This is a genomic window from Agromyces sp. H17E-10 (genome assembly GCF_022919715.1).
Taxonomy (GTDB): domain Bacteria; phylum Actinomycetota; class Actinomycetes; order Actinomycetales; family Microbacteriaceae; genus Agromyces.
On the sequence record NZ_CP095042.1, the window covers coordinates 1,495,204 to 1,514,549 of the forward strand.

The following is a 19,346-nucleotide window of genomic DNA, read 5'->3' on the forward strand; positions in this document are numbered from 1 at the left end:
CGAATCGTGGAACCGACGCATTATCCCCCACATGGCGTCACGCCTCTCCCGGTCAATGTGATGCTCGGAAACCCTGGGACGAGGGATTCAATCCCAGTGAGAGTGGTCATGGGAAGGCTCAACGCGACTTCCGCGTCTCCCCCGCTGCCGCTCGTCGGGCAGACCTGCACGACGCTAATGGTCGGAGTGCCACCCAACGTGCTCGCTGCCGATGCGGCAGCCGCCGTTGCCTCCCCAGAGTCCTTCGTAATGGCGAGGACGCGCGCACCTTCTCGGGCGGCATTCGTCACCGTGAGCTGCTGGTTGAAGACGTAGCCGAACTCGATAATGCCCAGCAGCAGAACGAGGAGCGGAATAAGAATCAGCGCGAACTCCACAGCCGCCGCACCACGTTCGCAGTCGCGTTGTCGATTCATCATGGGAGCCACCGAGGCGGACGGTGCCATTGGCACCGCCCGCCCACGCAACTGGATTCGAACCGGTTACAGGTTGGATGCGACGTCGTTGAACATGCCGTTCAGTGCCAGCGCGAGTGCGCCGAGGCCGACGACGATGCCGAGAGCGACAATCGCGATGATGAGCCCGTACTCGGCGGCGTTGCCGTCTTCTTCGGTGCGGAGCGAGTTGAGACGCGCCTGGAGCGCCGCGTATGCCTTCAGCATGATCAAATTCCTTCGGGTATGGATTACACTCACCACCCCGAAGGATGGCTGGTCCCACATGCGGGTACATGCGGTGGAATGAAGTTATCCAGCGGATTCAGGGGGACCTAGGCCCCACTTTGGGGGAGGCATCCCCGCACCCACGCAATGATCCGCACAGATCCGCGTGTTTTCGCGCAAGATGTCAGACTGTGCCCCCCGGTCTGGGGGTTCATCGGGGTACAAATATGGGGTACAGGCGTACCCGTTGTTCGGGGTACATCTGTACCCCGATGCGGCTTGGTTGGCCGATGTCGAATCGAGTTGCCCACCCCCTACATTGGGGAGTACCCCAGATCGCGACATTCGGGGGACACTCGTCGACAGGGTGCTCCGGTTCCTTGGCAGGGCGTGGACCACCTCGGAGTTGCTCTCGTGGGTTGATGCAGCCGGCCGCGATCCCCTCGGGTCCAACTTCCTTGACTCCCACCGGCCCGCTGGCATGATGATGCGATGATCCAGCGCAACGACCTGCTCGCCGTACTGATCGACGCCGACAACGTGCCACCGTGGAAGATCGGTGCCGTCCTTGCCGAGGTCGCACGTCTCGGCACTGCTTCAGTGAAGCGTGTGTACGGCGACTGGACCATGCCGAATCTCGGCAGCTGGAAGACGGTCGCGAGCGAGCACGTGATCCAGCCGATGCAGCAGTTCGCCAACACCACCGGCAAGAACTCAACCGACAGTGCGCTGATCATCGACGCAATGGACCTGCTCTACACGCGGAGGTTCCAGGGGTTCTGTATCGTCTCGTCCGACAGCGACTTCACCCGCCTCGCGTCACGCATCCGTGAGGATGGCGTGGCCGTGTACGGGTTCGGCGAGCGGAAGACGCCCGAATCGCTTCGCAACGCGTGCGATCGGTTCACGTATCTCGACGTGCTCGAGGAGCCCGAAGCGGAGAACACGGCGGCCGTGCTCACCCCAGTCCCGACTTCGAAGTTGCGCACCCACGGAAAGCTCGTCTCCGGACTCCGCGCGAGCGTTGCCTCGGCCTCCGGAGAGGACGGATGGGCGAGTCTCAGCGCCGTCGGCAACTTGATGCGGAGTCAGCAACCCGACTTCGACTCGCGCAACTGGGGCTACGCGAAGCTCTCAGAGCTCGTACGTGCGACCGAACTCTTCGTCGTCGAGACGTCGCCGAGCGGCGTCATCCGCCTTCGCGCCAAGAGCAAGAACGGCAACTGACGCCGTCAGCCAGCCGCGAGCAACACCGCCACAACCGCGCCCGCCAGCATCGACGGCCCGAACGGAATCGACCCCCGCAGCGTCACCTTGCGCAGCGCGAGCGCGATGAGCGAGATGACGCCGCCGATCACGAACGCGGCGAGCAGCGCGACGAGCCACGCCGACAGCCCGAACCAGCCGGCCAGCAGGCCGATCGCGAGTGCGAGCTTGACATCGCCCATGCCCATCGACGACGGAGAGATGAGTGCGAGCACGAAATAGGCGATGAACATGGCGGATGCTCCGGCCAGCGCCCACACGAGCCGCATCCACTCCCCCGTGGCCCACGTGGCGGGAACGAGCAGCACCCCGACGGTCGCGAGCGCGGGAAAGACGACCGCGTTCGGCAGCCGCTTCTCGGCGAGATCGACGATCGACAGCACCGTCGCGAACGCGGCGAACGCCAGCAGAGCCGGCAGCAGCCAGTAGTCGCCGGCCGCGACGACTCGCCACGCGAGCAGACTGAAGGCCACCCCGGCGGTCACGGCCGATGCGATGCGGATCGTGCGCCGCGGCATCCGGTCGTGCTTCATCGAGTGCTCGGCCCACCTCGTCAACGGCCACCATCCGAGCGCGAACCCGACGGCCGCGGCAACCAGAGCGGCGACGATCGCCGGCAGGTCGAGGAGCATGCTGAGCAGCGTAGCGGCAACGCGGTCAGCCGCGCCGCCGCACCGCGTTCGCGTACACCCACACGAAGTTGTCGTGCCGGGTCGCGGGGTCGGGATACTTCACGAGCACGGCACCGTTGGTCCAAGCGATCGCCGTGCCCTCCACCTCGCGCGGCTCCTCGTAGGCGACGCGGTACCGCACCGTCGCCGTCACGGGCACGGCCTCGCGAGCGTCGTTGCGGCGCCCTGTACGACGCACCTCGGAGGTCGTGAGCGACACGGGCGAACCGCGCTTCGCCTGCTCGAGCTGCAGCTCGTCGGTGCGCTGGTCGGCACGCTCGGGGTATCGGTGGTTCGCGCCCACTACGCGTACGTCGCTTCGACGACCCAGCCCGACGGCGCGAGCCGCAGGTCGAACACGAGCACGTCGTGGGCGTCGGTGCGCCCCGTCACCCGCCAGCCCGGCGCGAGCAGCACGTCGACCGGAGGATGACTGATGCCCGACGGCCATTCGGGCTGCCTGGCGAGCGCCGTCGGGGTGTCGATCACCCGATATCGGATGCCTCGATAGACGAGCCGCACCGGGCGCTCCGCGCCGTCGAGCCAGACGGCCACAGGTTCTGCGTCGCTGATCGTGAGCATCATGACCTCCTCACAGATTCGAACTGATGTTCGAAACTGTAGGCGACGAAGTCGCGACACGCCAACACGGATGAGACGAGCGGCCGGCCCTACTCACGGCCGATGCACAGGCGCGAAGGGGTGCCGCCGCCGGCCGGCCCACGTAGTCTGGGCAGACCCTCACGGGTCACCGACCGAGCCTCCGAAGGAGCCGACATGAGCGCCTACGTCATCGCCCTCGTCACCACCGGTGCGATCACCGCCGCTGCCGCCCTGGTCGGCCTCGTCGCCGTGATGAATCATCGTCGGCCGCTCACCGCCAAGGCGCACGACCCGCAGCTGCAGCGCGAGCTCGCCGAGGTGCAGCGCCAGATCGACCGGGGCCGCAACAGCCTCTGACGCCGTCGGCGCCACGATCGGCCGGCACCCTCTGCAGGTCTGCTTCACCACCGATCACCCGGAGCGAATCCCTCCTGGGGCGGCATCCTCGCGAGGGGTTTCGAGACGATCGCTGCGCTCGCTCCTCAACCCACCCGAACGCAGTTCGTTGACGCCTCGGCGACACCGGCGCACCATGGAACAGTGAACGCCGGACGCCTCGGTGGCGCCGCCGCACTCGTGTGCGGTGCGGGCCTCTGCGCCCTCGCGCTGACGGGCTGCGCGGCGAGCGCGCCCGGCGCGCCGACGCTCACCGCGAGCACGCCTGTGACGAGCGCGACCTCGCCTGCGTCATCCCCGCCGTCGCCCGTCACCGAGATCGCGTTCGCCGACCTCATCGCCGACCCCGAAGCGCACCTCGGCGAACCGGTGCGACTCGTCGGCACCGTGCACTTCCTTTCGGAGTGCCCGCCGCCCGGCGCGACCCCGAGCGCATGCGTGCTGATGGGGTACGTCGCCTCCCCCGACCAGCGCAGCTTCGGCGCATCGGATGCCGCCCGCGCAGTCCCCCTCGCAGAAGGCGGGCGCAGAGTCTCCTGCAACGAGGGCGAGGCGACCGGCGGGTCCGCCGTGGCATGCGGCGACTGGATCGCCGGGACGGCCTACGAACTCGACGGCGCGCTCGAGCGCCAGGTTCTCGGCGGTCGTGAGACTGACGCCGTGCAGTTCGACGTCGTCGAGAAGACGGTCGATTCGCCCGCGGGCTGAGCGATCGTGCTCCGTGCGGCCCCGTCCCGAACGCGATCGCGCACCATGACCCCCGAACCCTCCCGAACTGGGGGCGGCGAAACGTCCGCCCGCAGTGGCGGCCTGCCGTCGACAGGGCCAATATCTGCCGTGTCGAGCGCGCGATCCGGGGTACAGGGGCGTGTCCCGGTCGCGGGGATCCTCCCCTCGCGCGCCTTGGGGGTCATCATGTCCGAGCCGAACGCTGCCCACCCGTCTCGCCGCTTGCGTCCGATCAGGCTCGCGGCCGCCGTCGCGGCGATCGCGCTCGTCGGTGCCGGCCTGTTCGCCGCGCCCGCGGGTGCCGCGACGATCGACGCCGACTACGACGCGCTGGGCCCGTCGCCGATCACCGGCGGCCAGGTCGAGAGCGTCGCGCCGAACGACGAGGTCGCCGGAGCGGTGCAGACCGTCGTCGCGCACCCGAGCGATCCGAACGTCGCGTGGGTCGGCACCGTCAACGGCGGCGTCTGGCGCACCATGAACGCGACCGCGAACTCGCCGACCTGGACGCCACTGACCGACCAGCAGGCGAGCCTCTCGATCGGCGCCCTCGAGCTCGACCCCACGGTCGCGACCAACACCGTGCTGCTCGCCGGCATCGGCCGGGTCAGTTCGTTCGGCCGAATCTCCGGGCCGCTCAACGGACTGCTCCGCACCGCCGACGGCGGCACCACGTGGACACCGCTCGGCGGCGCGCAGCTCGCCGGCGAGAGCATCTCGGGTGTCGCACCCCGCGGCACGACGATCGTCGTGTCGTCCAACGCCAACAGCAACGTCTTCGGCGCCGGGCAGGGCGGCATCTTCCGCAGCACGAACAGCGGAACGACCTTCACCCGCCTCTCGGGCAACGGCACGAGCGGCCTGCCGAACATCGGCGTCTTCGACCTCGTCGGCGACCCGTCGAACCCCGCCGTACTGTACGCGGGCTCACAGCAGGGCATCTTCCTCAGCACCGACACCGGTGCGACCTGGAGCAACGTCACCAACCAGGTCACCGGCATCTCGAACGCGACGACGAACAACCTCGAACTCGCCGTGCACAACTCGGCGGGCAACAACGTCGTCTACGCCGGCGTCGTCAACTCCGGCCAGCTCAACGGGCTCTGGCGATCGACGAACCAGGGCACCAACTGGACGCAGCTCGACACGCCCGTCACCAACGAGGGCGGCGCGATCGTCGGCCTCCAGCCGCGCGAGAAGCCGGGCGGCCAGGGCGGCGTGCACTTCTCGATCGTCGCCGACCCGGGCGACCCGACCCTCGTCTACGTCGGCGGTGACCGGCAGCCGCTCGACCAAGGAGCCAACACCGGCAACTTCCCGAACTCGATCGGCGCGAACACGTTCAGCGGTCGCCTGTTCCGGTGCGACTCAGCGCTCGCGGCGAACGCGCAGTGCACTCCGCTGACCCACAACGGCACGACCGACAACAGCGCCCCGCACGCCGACTCGCGCGAGATGGTGTTCGACGCGAACGGCGACATTCTCGAGGGTGACGACGGCGGCGTCTACCGCCAGACCGACCCGTCGACGACGAACGGCGAATGGCGCTCGCTCAACGGCAACCTGCAGATCAGCGAACACCATTCCTGCGACTACGACAGCGTCGGCGACCTCGTGCTGTGCGGCGACCAGGACACCGGCGCGGCCGAGCAGTCGGCTTCGGGCAGCACGAGCTGGGCCGAGCTGAGCGCCGGCGACGGCGGCTTCGTCGCCGTCAACGACGCGGGTGCGTCGTCGATCCGGTTCAGCAGCTCCAACAGCTTCGGCGCCGGCTCGTTCCTGCGCCGCACCTGCACGGCGGCAAACGTGTGCGCGAACTCCGCGCCCGGGTTCAACGTCGTCGGTCAGGGCCAGACGATCCAGAACTTCGACACGACGCTGCCGCTCTACACGCCGCTCGCGATCAACACGATCGATCCGACGCGGTTCATCGTGACGTCGAACCGTGTCTACGAGTCGACCGATTCGCTCGACAACCTCAACATCATCGTCAACGGACTCGGCGGCCCCGCGAACAACCTCACGAGCACCACTCGGGCGATCGCCTACGGTGGCCGCGCCGGCGGCGCCGACAACCCGGGCGTGCTCTGGTTCGGCGACTCGACCGGTCAGTTGTTCCTGCGCAGTGCGGGCGCAGGTGCACCCGCGGCACTGCCGGGCTGGACGAACGGCGTCACGACCGACATCGTGCTCAACCCCGAGAACTGGGCCGACGCGTTCGTCTCGACGGGCGCTCGCGTGTTCCGCACCGTCGACGCCGGGGCGACCTTCACCGAGGTGACGGGCAACCTCGGCGGGCTCGCCCCCGGAGCCAACGTGCGCTCGCTCGAGATCGTGCCGGTGCCCGGAACGAACGTGCTCGCGCTGCTCGCCGGCACCGACGCCGGGGTGTTCGTCAGCCAGACCCAGAACCTCGGCGTCTGGGCCGAGCTCGGTTCGGGCCTGCCGAACACGATCGCGTTCGACCTGCACGTCGACCCGGCCGACGACGTGCTGCTCGTCGGCACCATGGGTCGCGGCAGTTGGCTCGTCGACGACATCTCCGATGTCATCCCCGTCTCCGACCTCCGCGTCACCAAGACCGACTCGCCCGACCCGGTCATCGCCGGCGAAGAACTCTTCTACACGGTGACGGTGACGAACGACGGTCCGGATGCCGCGGCCGGAGCCGTGGTCGTCGACAGCCTCCCGCCTGAGGTCGACTACCTCTCCGACGACGGCGACTGCACCTACGACGCGCTCGACCACCAGCTGACGTGCACGATGGGCGACATCCCCGTCGGCGAGAGCCGGTCGTTCGTCATCAAGACCCGAGTCCACTCCGACACCGTCGTCGGTGAAGACGACGGCACCCTGCGCATCGAGAACGTCGTCTCGGTCTCGAGCGCGAGCGTCGACGGCGACCTGAGCGACAACACCTTCACGCAGCGCACCTTCGTACAGGAGCGCAGCGACCTCGAGGTGACGAAGGTGTGCAAGCCCGACGGCGAACTGCCCGCCGGCCAGACGGGCACTTGCACGATCTTCGTCGACAACCACGGCCCGTCGTCGGCCCGCGACATCGTCGTCACCGACACGAACCTGAGCGACGGCGACTTCGCCATCGGCACCGTGACACCCAGCCAGGGCACCTGCGGTGCGCCGGCGAACGGCGTGATCACGTGCACCATCGGCGATCTCGCGGCGGCCTCGCCCACCGCGACCGGGCGCGCGACGATCGTCGTCGAGGTCTCGGCGACCGAAGACGTCGACATCAACGACGTCGTCACCGTGAACTCGCCGACGCCCGACCCCGTCACGTCGAACAACAAGGCGCAGGAGTCGATCAACGTCAAGGCGGTCACCGACCTCTCGGTCGACAAGACCGGCCCGGCCACCGCGACCGCCGGAACCGACATCACCTACACGATCGCGATCCAGAACCACGGACCGTCGACCGCGACCGGCGTCGTCGTGACCGACGACCTCTCGGCCGGCGTGCAGATCCTCGCGGTCAGCGGTACCGGCGGAGCGACCTGCAATGCCGGGGTGCCGGGCGACTCGACCCGACCCACTCGATGCTCGTTCGGCAACCTCGCGCCGAACGCCGCGAGGACCATGACGATCGACGTGCGCATCCTTCCCGACTTCATCGGGCCGCTGCACGACGACGCCCGCGTCTCGAGCGACACCTTCGACGACGACCTGGCGAACAACCTCGACACCGTCGCCACCGAAGTCGCGGCATCCGCGGACCTGTCGATCACCAAGAGCGACTCGCCCGACCCGGTCATCGCCGGCGACCCGCTCACCTACACGATCACCGTGCACAACGCAGGTCCCTCGACGGCGACCGACGTCGAGATCACCGACGAGCTGCCCGACGGAACGAGCTTCGTCGAGGGAGTCGACGGCAACGGTGCGACGGTCTGCGCGCTCGTGCAACCGGGTGACGTCGTGTGCGATCTCGGCACGATGGCTCCCGGGGCGACCGTGACGGTCTACCTGACGGTGGACACGTCGCCCTCGCTGCCGGCCGACGCCGTACTGGTGAACACCGCGACGGTCGGTTCGGCGACCCCCGACCCCGATCCCTCAGACAACACCGCGAACGAGTCGACGGCCGTCGACACCGCGGCCGACATCTGGATCGACAAGACCGCGACCCTGAGGTCGGGTAACCCGGCACCGGTCATCGTGTACACGCTCACCGTCCACAACGACACGGGGTGCGAGTCCGACGCGCAGTCCACGCCGACGCCGAACTGCGGCACCGGCGGACCGTCCGACGCGCAGGACATCGTCGTGACCGACATCCTGCCGCTCACGGCGAAGAAGCTCGTCGTGCAGTACGTCTCGCCGCAGTGCACCTACGACAAGGTCGCACACCGGGTCACCTGCAAGGCCGACCCGCTGCCGGCCGGTGCGACGGTGCAGTTCGTGATCGAGGCGCAGGCCGCCGGCAGCGTCGGCACCATCCTCAACAAGTCGTCGGTCACGAGCACGACGCCCGACCCCGCCGCTTCGAACAACGCGAACGACGCGTCGATCGTGGTGAAGGGCGGCACCGGCAAGAACGGAAAGGGCTAGCCCCCGACCCCGCCCAGCGGCGACCGATCAGCCGTGCAACGCGAGCAGCAGCCGCCCCGCTTCGAGCGCATGCACCGCGTGCTGAACTCGCGCGGCGATGTACACGATGCCGCCCGGTGAGAGCTCGGTCGATTCATCGCCCGCCTCGACCCGGAACCGGCCGGCGAGGCACTGCACCGTGATCGGCACCGCGGCGCTGTGCTCGGTCAGCGCCTCACCGGTGTCGAACGCGAGGTGCATGAGCCGCACCCCGTCGGCCTTCAGCACCCGGGCCGAGCTGACCCGGCCCGCAACGATCGGATTCTCCGAGGCCAGATCGTCGCCTGCCACGGCCACGACGACGAACGAATCACTCATGGGGCGACATCCTCTCGACAGGGGTTTCGAGACGCTCGCTGCGCTCGCTCCTCAGCCCGCGAAACGCGGTCTACGCCACCTCGCCGCGCGAGACCTCGACCATCTCGTCGCGGGGAACGACCTTGATGCGCACGCGCTCCTCGGCCGAGCCGAGCGCCTGCTCGTGCTCGTCGAGGCGGTGCCAGCCGTCGAGGTCGGTCCAGCGGATGCCGCGGGACTCGAGCAGCTCGATCACCGACTCCTCCGACGGCGACTCGGGGCGCCACCAGTTGCCGAGGTCGTTGATGAGGTGCTTGATGGTCTCCATCGCGTCCGACTTGGTGTGGCCGATGAGGCCCACCGGGCCGCGCTTGATCCAGCCGGTCGCGTAGACGCCGTACATCTGGCGGGCCTCGCCCGTCTCCTTGTCGCGCGTGAGCACCTGGCCCTCGTGGTTCGGGATCACGCCGAACTTCTTGTCGAACGGCACACCCGGCAGCGGCGACCCGAAGTAGCCGACCGCGCGGTACACGGCCTGGATCGGCAGCTCGCGGGTCTCGCCCGTGCCGACGACCCCGCCCGCGCCGTCCGACTTCGTGCGCTCCCAGCGGATGCCCGCGACCTTGCCGTCGCCGTTGCTCGTGATCTCGAGCGGCTTCGCGAAGAAGTGCAGGTGCAGCCGGCGCGACGCCTGGCCGACCTCGCGCTGACGCCACTGGTTCAGCACCTTGTCGATGACGAACACCTGCTTGTTGCCCGACACCGCAGCGCGCGCGGCGTCGTCGTAGTCGAAGTCCTCGTCGTAGACGATCATGTCCACATCGCGCAGCTCGCCGAGCTCGCGCAGTTCGAGCGGGGTGAACTTCACCGAGGTCGGGCCGCGCCGCCCGAACACGTGCACGTCGGTGACCGGGGATGCCGCGAGCCCGGCGGCCACGTTGGCGGGAATCTCGGTCACCATGAGGTCTTCGACGTGCTTCGCGAGCATGCGCGACACGTCGAGGGCGACGTTGCCGTTGCCGATCACGGCCACCTCGCGAGCCTCGAGCGGCCACGTGCGCGGCACGTCGGGGTGCCCGTCGAACCAGCTCACGAAGTCGGCCGCGCCGTACGAGCCCTCGAGCTCGATGCCCGGAATGTTGAGCGGAGCGTCGCGCACCGCACCCGTCGCGAAGATCACCGCGTTGTAGTGCTGCTTGAGGTCGTCGAGCGTGATGTCCTCGCCGAAGCGCACGTTGCCGAAGATGCGGATGTCACCGCGATCGAGCACCTCGCGCAGGGCCGTGATGATGCCCTTGATGCGCGGGTGGTCGGGCGCGACCCCGTAGCGCACGAGACCGTACGGGGCCGGCAGGTGATCGAACAGGTCGATCGAGACGTCGAAGTTGCGCTCGGCCTTCAGCAGGATGTCGGCGGCGTAGATGCCGGCGGGGCCGGCTCCGACGATCGCCAGTCGCAGCTTGTTCCTCGTCACGTCACTCCTCGGGGTCTGTCTGATCCGTCTCCGTCGATGCGGCTGCGCCGACCGGCCGGTCGCCGTGCGTCTAACTCTGCCGGTCGACGACCGTCTCGGCGAACCGGGTCAGCGCCTTCTTCACGCTGCCGTCGGGCAGCGGGGCGAGCGCCGCCACGGCCTCGTTCGCCCACCGGTGCGCCTCGGCGAGCGTCGCCTTCGTGGCCTCGTGCGCGCGCAGCTCGGCGACGATCGCGTCGACCGTCGCACGCGACGGCACGATGCGCGATGCCATCGTGTTGGTGTCGAGCGGGTCGCCCAGCTCGGCCGGCGCCGTCACCGGCAGCACATCGCGCTCGATGCGGGCGTAGAGCTCTGCTGCAGCGGCATCCGTCTTCGCCATCTCGGCTAGCCGCAACAGCGGCAGGGTGACCACACCCGCCCGCAGGTCGGTGCCGGGCACCTTGCCCGTCTCCTCGGGCTGGGGCGACAGGTCGATCACGTCGTCGATGAGCTGGAAGGCGACGCCCACCTTCTCGCCGAACTCGATGATGGGCGCCTCGAACGCCGGGTCGGCGCCCGAGAAGACGATGCCCGACTGCGCGGCCGCCGCGATGAGCGAGCCGGTCTTGTCGGCGAGCACCTGGATGTAGTGCTCGATCGGGTCGTCGGCGGGGGTCGGCCCGACCGTCTCGTGCAACTGCCCGAGCACGAGCCGCTCGAACGTGTCGGCCTGCATCTTGATCGCCCGCTCGCCGAGGCTCGCCATGAGCTGGCTCGCACGCGCGAACAGCAGGTCTCCCGTGAGGATCGCGACCGAGTTGCCCCACACCGCGTGCGCGCTCGGCACACCGCGTCGGCGGTCGGAGTCGTCCATGACGTCGTCGTGGTACAGCGAGCCGAGGTGCGTGATCTCGATCGCCTCGGCGGCGGTCACGACGTCGTCGGTGATGCCCGCGCCGAGCTGCGCGGTGAGCAGGGTGAGCATCGGGCGAACCCGCTTGCCGCCCGCCTCGAGCAGGTACCGCGTCGAGACGTCGGCGATGGAGTCGGCGAACTGCACCTCGCGCACGAGGCCCGCCTCGACACGTTCGATGCCCTCGTCGATCGCCCGCGCCATGGCCTTGTCGGCGGCGGACGCGAAGACCCGCTCGCTCAGGCCCAGATTGGCGGCGAGCGCTGAGCCGCGACGTGCGACCGGGTGGCTCGGATTCACGCGTACCAGCCTACCGGTGCCGGTATGCGCACCCGTGTCACCGACGGCGAACGGATGCCGCCGGCTTCGCCGCCGAGTCGGTCTCACTCGCTGGTTGAGGAGCGCCCGACGAAGGAGGACGCGTATCGAGACCCGTGGGTTGAGGAGCGCCCGACGAAGGAGGACGCGTCTCGAAACCGACGACCGGGTTTCGAGACGGCGCTGGCGCGCCTCCTCAACCCGCCTTGCGGGCCCGGTGCAGGGCGACGACGCCCATCGTGAGGTTGCGCCACGCGACCTTGGTGTAACCCGACTCGCGGATCCACGACGCGAGCGTCGGCTGGTCGGGCCACGCCTTGATCGACTCGTTGAGGTACTCGTAGGCGGTGTCGTTCGAGCTCGAGAGCTTCACGAGCGGCGGCATCACGTACCGCTGGTACACGTCGTAGCCGAGGCGCACGAAGGCGACGGGCGGGTGCGAGAACTCGCAGATCACGAGGCGTCCGCCGGGCTTCGTCACGCGGAAGAACTCGTCGAGCGCTTTCTTCGGCTCGTTGACGTTGCGCAGGCCGAACGAGATCGTGACGGCGTCGAACGACTCGTCGTCGAACGGCAGCTTCGTCGCGTCGGCCTCGACGAACACGAGGTTCGGCACGTGGGCCTGCCGGTTGCGACCGACTTCGATCATGCCCGGCGAGAAATCGGCCGCGACGACCGAGGCGCCCGACTTCGCGAGGCTCGCGCTCGAGGTGCCCGTGCCGGCCGCGACGTCGAGGATGCGCTCGCCCGGCTTCGGGTCGACCGCACGCGTCGTCGCAACTCGCCACAGCGGGGCATTGCCGACCGAGAGCACGTTGTTCGTGCGGTCGTACGCGGCGGCGACGCGATCGAACATCGCCGACACCTCGCGGGGGTCCTTGCCGAGGTCTGCGCGCGTCATCCCTCGAGTCTACCGGCGGGTGCCGCGGCGGCTGCGGGCACCCGGGCGAGCGCACGTCGGTGCACGGCACGGATCGAGCCGCGCCCAAGGGGTCAGGGCGCGGCTCGATCGTGCCGCCGCTAGGCCTTGCGGCGGCGGGTGGCGACGATCACGACGAACCCGACGATGATCGCGATCGCGCCGCCGACGATGCCGGCCAGGGGGGCGACGCCCGTGTCGGGCAGGTCGCCGGCCGCGCTCGCCGGAGGGGTGGACGCCGGCGGGTCGCTCGGCTCGGGCGACTCGGTCGGCGGAATCACGACGGCCGTGCCCGTGTAGTTCGCCGGGTCGGCGTCGGTCACGACGAGCTCGGTGCCCGGTACGTGACCGCTCGCCGTGCCGGTGTTCACGTAAGCACCGGTGATGGCGACGCCCGCCGCGGTGCACTCGAACGACTCGCCCGGAGCCAGCGGCCCCTCGAACACGTTCGACTCGCCATCGCCGCAGGTGATCTCCGAGGCATCCACCTTGTCGTCGGTCACCGCGATGTCGACGAGCGGTGCGTTGCCGGTGTTGGTGACCACGTACGTCCAGACGACGTCGTCACCGGCCGTCAGCGGCACGCCGGGCGCCTCGTCGGCGTCGTCACCGTTGGTGGCCTTCTCGATGTCGATCGCGGGCTCCGCACCGAAGTAGTGCGAGGCGTCCTCGTCGGTGACCTGGGCCTGCAGCACGTCGACCGCGGTCACGGTGCCGAGGTTCGCGTACTGCCCGGCCGTGGCGGTGCCGGTCGCGACGCACGTGAACGAGCCCTCGGGCTCGAGCGGCCCCGCGATCACGTTGCCGCCCGTGCCGTCGCAGTCGATGTCGGCCGCGTCGACCTGGTCGTCGGTGACGGTCACGTTGGTGAGCGGCACGTTGCCGGTGTTCGTCACCACGTAGGTCCACTCGACGGCGCCGCCCGGAGCGATGTACGGGCCGGTCGGCTCGTCGGCGTCGTCACCGTTCGTCGCCTTCTCGATGTCGACCGCCGACGCCACGCCGAAGTAGTGCGACGGGTCGCCGTCGGTCACTTCGGCATCCATGGTGTCGGTGCCGACCACGGTGCCCGTGTTCTCGTACTGGCCGGCGGTCGCCGTGCCGGTGGCGACACAGGTGAAGGATGCCTCTGGCTCGAGCGGGCCCGCGATGACATTGCCGCCCGTGCCATCGCAGTCGATGCTCGCGGCATCCACCTGGTCATCGGTGACCGTCACGTTCGTGAGCGGCACGTTGCCCGTGTTCGTCACCACATACGTCCACTCGACATCGCCGCCGACCGCGACCAGCGGACCGGGCGCCTCATCGGCATCCTGACCGTTCGTGGCCTTCTCGATGTCGACCGACGAGTCGACGCCGAAGTAGTGCGACGGGTCGTCGTCGTCGACCTCGACCCCGGGCACCTCCTCACCGTCGACATCGGTGGTGACCGGGCCCGTGGCGACCACGCTGCCCGTGTTCTCGTACTGGCCCGCGACCCCGACACCGGCCGCGATGCACGTCACCGTCTCGTCGGGGTCGATCGGGCCGGCCACGATGTTGCTGCCGGTTCCGGCGCAGTCGATGCTCGCGGCATCCACCTGGTCGTCGGTCACCGTGATGTCGGTCAACGGAACGTTGCCGGTGTTGGTGACCACATACGTCCACGCCACCGTGCCGCCGTCGGCGACGAGGGGACCCGGCGCCTCGTCGGCGTCCTCACCGTTCGTCGCCTTCTCGATGTCGACCGCCGGCTCCGCACCGAAGTAGTGCGACGGGTCGTCGTCGGTCACGTCGACATCGGTCGGGTCGGTGCCGACGACCGAGCCCGTGTTCTCGTACTGGCCGACCGTGGCGGTGCCGGTCGCGACGCACGTGAACGAGGCATCCGGTGCGAGCGGGCCCGCGACGACGTTGCCTCCGGTGCCGTCGCAGTCGATGTCGGCCGCGTCGACCCGGTCATCGGTCACGGTGACGTCGGTCAGGTCCACCCCGCCGGTGTTCGTGACGACGTAGGTCCAGCGCACATTGCCGTCGACCGCGACGAACGGGCCGGGGGCGGTGTCGGCGTCCTGGCCGTTCGTCGACTTCTCGATGTCGACGGCGGGCGCCGGCATGACCGCGAGATCAACCGTGAACGTCGTGAACTCGTCGGGAATGAGCGGCCCGGCGAGCCCGGCGACATCATCGCCGGCCGGCCCGTTGCCCCCGACGAGGTCGTCGTCGACGTACTCGAACGCGAGTGTGACGGGCGAACTGGTCAACCCGGTCGTCGCGGGGTCGGGCGCGGCCGTGTTGTTGTTGTCCGCGTTCTCGTTCGGATCGAGCGCCTCGCTCGACCCGACGGTGCGCACCACGTTGCCTGCGAGCGGGCCGCCCGAGGCGAACATCGCGGCCGGGATGTGCGCGGTGTACTCGCCCGCCGGGAGCGCCGCCACCGACCAACGGCCGTCGGCGTCGGTCACCTCGGTCGCGACGAGGTCGCCGTCGGCGTCGCGCACCTGCACGGTCACGCCGGGAACTCCGGCTTCGCCGTCGTCGAAGCGACCGTTGCCGTTGCCGTCGATCCACACGAGGTCGCCGAGGCTGAAGCCCGGCATCAGCACGTACGGCTCGTTCGACAGCAGGGGCTGCTCCTCGAACGTGGGCGAGTAGATCATCGCGCGGTTCACGTACACGTTGTCGAGCGTGTTGCTCGTCGACACCGCTTGAATCGCCGCGCGCACGCGTGACTGCACCGGCAGCGGTCCGCTCGAGACGAACCGCACCGCCGTCACGTCGCCGAAGTCGGTCACCTCGGCGGCCGTCACCCACCGGCCACCGGCCGCGGCCGGGTCGGCGTTCGACGCATCGCGCGCGTCGTGGTCCACCGTCGCCGGGGCGACGGTCGTGTAGTACCACGTGCCGGGCACGTCGCCGCCACCACCGCCGCGAATGTAGGTCGGGGCGTCAATCGGCCCGGTGAGCTGCGCGAGACCGGTGTAGTCGGTCGCGTACTGATCACGATGCGAGAGCGCGCCATCGGCAGCGTCGCCGTTCCACGGCAGCACGTCGATCACGTCAGGCGCCTGGAACGACAGCACGGTCGAGGTGTTGCCCCAGTCGAGCGTCCACGAGTAGTCGTCACCGCTCGCGACGAACGACTTGTCGACGCTCTTCGAGATGCCCATCTGCCCCGACCCCACGACCTGGATGGTGGCGGTGTCGGTGGGCGCGCTCACCGAGTTGCTCGCGCTCGCCTGCATCGTGTTCACGTAGGTGTCACCCGGCTGGGCGAGTGTGTCCACCGTGGTGCAGATCTGCAGGTGGCGGGCCCCGGCCGCGGTCGGGTGGAAGATCCACTGGTTGACGCCCGTCGTCACGATGTCGACGTCTCCACCGAGGAAGGTGACTTGCCGACTCGCCTGGTCGTAGCTCATCGAAACGCCCTCGGGCAGCCTCGCCTGGGTGCACGCGGCGTCGAAGTGCAGGTCTGGTGGGATCGTGTCGACGACCTTCACGTCGTACATCGTCATGCCGGCGAACGTCCTGTTGGCCAGCACGTTGAGGTCCCACACGGCCGTGTCCCCGGGAAGGTACTGGGTCGGCGTGACGGTCTTGTCGACCTGCAGCTCGGGTCCTTCGAAGCGTCGTTCACGTAGCACGCTCGACCAGCCGGTGCCGCCGGCCGGCCAGGCGCCCACGTTCGCCAGGCGAATGCGGTGCGGAATCATCTCACCCGCGTTCGGACCGCCGTTGTAGTGCGAGCGGACCTGCAGGCCCGACATCAGGTTGAGCCGGAACGGCCCGACCTCTGTGAGGGTGGGATCGATCGGTCGCACCCGCATCATGTTGACGTGGTCGCGCCAGTCGGCTCCGAAACTCGTCGGATCGGTCGACCACGGCCCGGCGTACCCGCGGCAGTCCATCGCTGCAGCAGTGAGCGACGACGTGTCGCTCGGGAACAGGCTGACCGAGGTGTCGAACGGCCCGGCCTGTGTGTCGACCGCGTTCGGGCCGACGGCGTACTCGATGACGTAGTCGGCGATGTTCACCGAGCCGGTGCCGGAGATCCAGGCGTTGCCGCCGGGGCGGATGAACTGCGTCGAGACGTCGAAGACGTCGCACAGCTGCAGGTCGGTCACCGAGACGCGGTTGCTGTTGCCGTCGAGGTACACGAGCGTGTTCAGCGTGTGGCCCGCATAGCTCGCGCGGAACTGGTTCGGGTTGCCGCCGTACGCGCCGCCCGTCTCGGTGGCGATGTACTGCTTGTCGCCGACGATCGCACCGCACTGGCTCGCGGCCGGCCGGATGCTGCGCACGTCGAGGTTGTTGCCCGTCGCCGTCGTGCCGTCCCATCCGGGTTCGAAGCCCGTGCCGTTGTTCGGCTCGCCATCGACGGTCCAATGCTCGGAGCCGATCGCCTCGTTGCGCAGGTCGAGCGTGACGTTCGACGTGCAGGGGTCGGCCGGCATCGCCGACATGGGGATGAACATGCGCGCGACGAACTGACCGCGTCGCGCGTCGAATCCGGCCTGATTCGGCTCGAAGCTCATGTCCCACCCATCGGTGGGCTGCGCGCCGGTCTCGCACGTCGGGGCGCCCGTGTTGAACTCGGGGAGGGAGAAGCACGACACGAGCACGGCCCCGGGGTGGCTGACCAACCGGTCCCGGAACTCGACCGGGTGATCGAGCCACGGTCCGACGTTGTCGGGGCCGGCCAGGTCGATGATCGTCAGGTTGTAGTCGATGTAGTACCCGTCGGTCGGCGCTCCTGCGACGGTCTCCGTGCCATAGGTCGGTCCACCGCGGAACACCTTCTGCAGGTCCCACCGCGGAGCCGCGGCAGTCGCTTCACGCACCGCGAGGTTGTCGCCGGTGCCGTCCCAGCCGGGTTCGTGACCGTCGCCGTAGTTCAGTGCGCCGCCGTTGATCGCCCAGGTGTCGGTGTCCTTCGCGGCATTCTCGTAGTCGAATGTGCCGGTCGGAATGTCGTCTCCCGGCTCCCATGCGGAGTCGATGGCCCGGTTCATCTCGTCCATCGGCACGAACACGTGCATCACCATGTAGCCGACACCGGTGTCGCCGCCCACTCCGCTGAGCGGGCGGATGCCGAGCTGCCAGCCGTTGGCGCCCTGCACCTCGGTCACGCTCGGGCACTCGAGCGCCCAAGCGGATCCTCCGAACACGCCGTCACTGCCGAACGCACCACGGCAGAGCATGATGCGAGCGTTCGGGAACTCGGGCATCACGTCGGTGAAGGTGACCGGCCACACGAGTTCGGCGCCGCCGGTGCCGCCGAGCATGTCGGTGATCTTGAACATGTAGCGGACGATGTAGCCCTCGTGCACCGTGCCGTCGACGGTCAGTTCGGTGTAGTCGGGGCCCGACCCGCTGTTGAGGTTGCCGGGATAGAGCGTCTTCTCCAGGTTCCAGCGCGCCGTCCCGGTGACCTCGACGGCCGGGCCGTCGACCGTGGGCGATACGCCCGCATCGCCGGAGCCCGCGTAGGCGTGCATCGCGATGCTCGCGTGCGACGGAATCGGCGTCTCGGTCGTGAACCGGTAGGCGAGCTGCACCGCTGCGACGTTCGACGACATCGTGCCCAGGTTGCAGGTCACCGTGATGGATCCGTCGGGGTTCAGCGTGCGCGACGACGGCGGATTGGCGCCGTTCACCGCCGCGAGGCATCCGGCCGGGATTCCGTTCGTGCCGGGACCGGCCAACTCGAGCTCCGCGCCGTCGGGCGAGGAGACGGTGAACTCGGCGACGACGTTCGGCACCGACGCCCCCGTGGGCAGGCCGGTCAGCGAGACGGAGTACGACTGCATCACGTTGTCGTCGGTACGCACGATGCAGTTGCCGGGACCGGAGTCGTTGCCCGGCTCGTCGTTCGCGTCGAACGGCGGCGTGCCCGTGATGGCGAACCCGTCGCAGGCGACCGCTTCAGGCAGCTTCTTCGCCACCAGCGTCGCGATCGGCTGCAGACCCGCATCGAGCGCGGTCACCTGCGTCGCTCCGGTGATGGTGAACGGCGCGGTCACGCCCCGCTCGGGTTCACCCGGATTCGGGTTACCCGCCCGCGCGAAGTCGTTCTGCCCGCTCGCCGCGTCGGGGAACTTGAACGCGCCCGGGGCGTCGGCCCGCACGACGTACGTGCCGTCCCCCGCATGCGGGAAGCTGTAGACACCCGCCGCGTTCGTCGTCGTCGACGCGATCACCGCGCCGGCGGGCGACGACAGCAGCTGGACGGGCACACCGGCCCGCACCGGCTCGCCCGGGTCTCGGACTCCATTGCGGTTCGTGTCGGCCCAGGCGACGCCCGAGATCAGGCTTCCGGGGCCGGCCCAGGCGGGCTGTATCGCCCCTGGCAGCACGAGCCCCGCAACCATGGCGAGCACCGCGACGAAGACGAGTCCGAGGCGCCCCCGCGCTCGCGAATTCGAGTGGACTGGGTCAATCCGCTGAACCGACATCGTTCCCCCTGTCCCCCGCAGGGCGGTGTCGGTCACCGTCGCGGAGGATCCCCGCACTACAGTCCCGAAGACGA

Annotated in this window: 14 protein-coding genes; 4 read left to right on the plus strand and 10 right to left on the minus strand. The window is 69.1% G+C overall.

Annotated elements, in window-relative coordinates:
- Positions 1-20: 20 nt before the first annotated feature.
- Positions 21-446: a TadE family protein gene (locus tag MUN74_RS06705; protein WP_370647352.1), complete on the minus strand. Its 426-nt coding sequence runs from the start codon at positions 444-446 to the stop codon at positions 21-23.
- A gap of 36 nt (positions 447-482) precedes the next feature.
- Positions 483-662 (minus strand): Flp family type IVb pilin, encoded by a 180-nt coding sequence (locus tag MUN74_RS06710; protein ID WP_244855670.1) that lies wholly within the window; start codon positions 660-662, stop codon positions 483-485.
- Positions 663-1,154: 492 nt separating this feature from the next.
- Here MUN74_RS06710 and MUN74_RS06715 point away from each other — a divergent pair, with 492 nt between their 5' ends.
- Entirely contained in the window at positions 1,155-1,889 is a 735-nt protein-coding gene (locus tag MUN74_RS06715) for an NYN domain-containing protein (RefSeq protein WP_244855671.1), read from the plus strand.
- Positions 1,890-1,894: 5 nt separating this feature from the next.
- On the opposite strand, the gene MUN74_RS06720 is transcribed toward MUN74_RS06715, so the two are convergent.
- From MUN74_RS06720 to MUN74_RS06730, 3 genes are read right to left on the minus strand one after another with little or no spacing between them, the layout of a single operon-like run.
- Complete coding sequence (locus MUN74_RS06720) at positions 1,895-2,560, minus strand: prepilin peptidase (protein WP_244855672.1); 666 nt, start codon at positions 2,558-2,560, stop codon at positions 1,895-1,897.
- 25 nt (positions 2,561-2,585) lie between these two features.
- On the minus strand, positions 2,586-2,903 hold the full coding sequence (locus MUN74_RS06725) for a hypothetical protein (protein WP_244855673.1): 318 nt from the start codon (positions 2,901-2,903) through the stop codon (positions 2,586-2,588).
- The gene (locus MUN74_RS06730) at positions 2,903-3,181 is read right to left on the minus strand and encodes a hypothetical protein (RefSeq protein WP_244855674.1); all 279 of its coding nucleotides are present in this window, start codon (positions 3,179-3,181) and stop codon (positions 2,903-2,905) included. Before MUN74_RS06730 ends, MUN74_RS06725 begins: the two co-directional genes overlap by 1 nt.
- 195 nt (positions 3,182-3,376) lie before the next feature.
- Between MUN74_RS06730 and MUN74_RS06735 the strand changes: the two genes are divergently transcribed.
- The 3 genes from MUN74_RS06735 to MUN74_RS06745 all read left to right on the plus strand — a co-directional run bounded on the left by MUN74_RS06735 (position 3,377) and on the right by MUN74_RS06745 (position 8,896).
- Positions 3,377-3,559 carry a hypothetical protein gene (locus MUN74_RS06735; protein WP_244855675.1) on the plus strand — a complete coding sequence of 61 codons (183 nt, stop codon included), beginning with the start codon at positions 3,377-3,379 and terminating at the stop codon, positions 3,557-3,559.
- A 183-nt stretch (positions 3,560-3,742) separates the two neighbouring features.
- Positions 3,743-4,306 (plus strand): hypothetical protein, encoded by a 564-nt coding sequence (locus tag MUN74_RS06740; protein WP_244855676.1) that lies wholly within the window; start codon positions 3,743-3,745, stop codon positions 4,304-4,306.
- 207 nt (positions 4,307-4,513) lie between these two features.
- Positions 4,514-8,896, plus strand: coding sequence for a DUF11 domain-containing protein (locus MUN74_RS06745; protein ID WP_244855677.1), 4,383 nt, complete (start codon positions 4,514-4,516; stop codon positions 8,894-8,896).
- 27 nt (positions 8,897-8,923) lie between these two features.
- On the opposite strand, the gene MUN74_RS06750 is transcribed toward MUN74_RS06745, so the two are convergent.
- The 5 genes from MUN74_RS06750 to MUN74_RS06770 form a co-directional block, all read right to left on the minus strand.
- A complete protein-coding gene (locus MUN74_RS06750; protein WP_244855678.1) occupies positions 8,924-9,253 on the minus strand; it encodes a cupin domain-containing protein in 330 nt (109 codons plus the stop codon).
- A gap of 70 nt (positions 9,254-9,323) precedes the next feature.
- On the minus strand, positions 9,324-10,706 hold the full coding sequence (locus MUN74_RS06755) for an FAD-dependent oxidoreductase (RefSeq protein ID WP_244855679.1): 1,383 nt from the start codon (positions 10,704-10,706) through the stop codon (positions 9,324-9,326).
- 70 nt (positions 10,707-10,776) lie between these two features.
- Positions 10,777-11,901, minus strand: coding sequence for a polyprenyl synthetase family protein (locus MUN74_RS06760; protein ID WP_244855680.1), 1,125 nt, complete (start codon positions 11,899-11,901; stop codon positions 10,777-10,779).
- A gap of 214 nt (positions 11,902-12,115) precedes the next feature.
- On the minus strand, positions 12,116-12,820 hold the full coding sequence (gene ubiE, locus MUN74_RS06765) for a bifunctional demethylmenaquinone methyltransferase/2-methoxy-6-polyprenyl-1,4-benzoquinol methylase UbiE (RefSeq protein ID WP_244855681.1): 705 nt from the start codon (positions 12,818-12,820) through the stop codon (positions 12,116-12,118).
- A 119-nt stretch (positions 12,821-12,939) separates the two neighbouring features.
- The gene (locus MUN74_RS06770; protein WP_244855682.1) at positions 12,940-19,188 is read right to left on the minus strand and encodes a DUF7507 domain-containing protein; all 6,249 of its coding nucleotides are present in this window, start codon (positions 19,186-19,188) and stop codon (positions 12,940-12,942) included.
- Between the last annotated feature and the right edge of the window lie 158 nt (positions 19,189-19,346).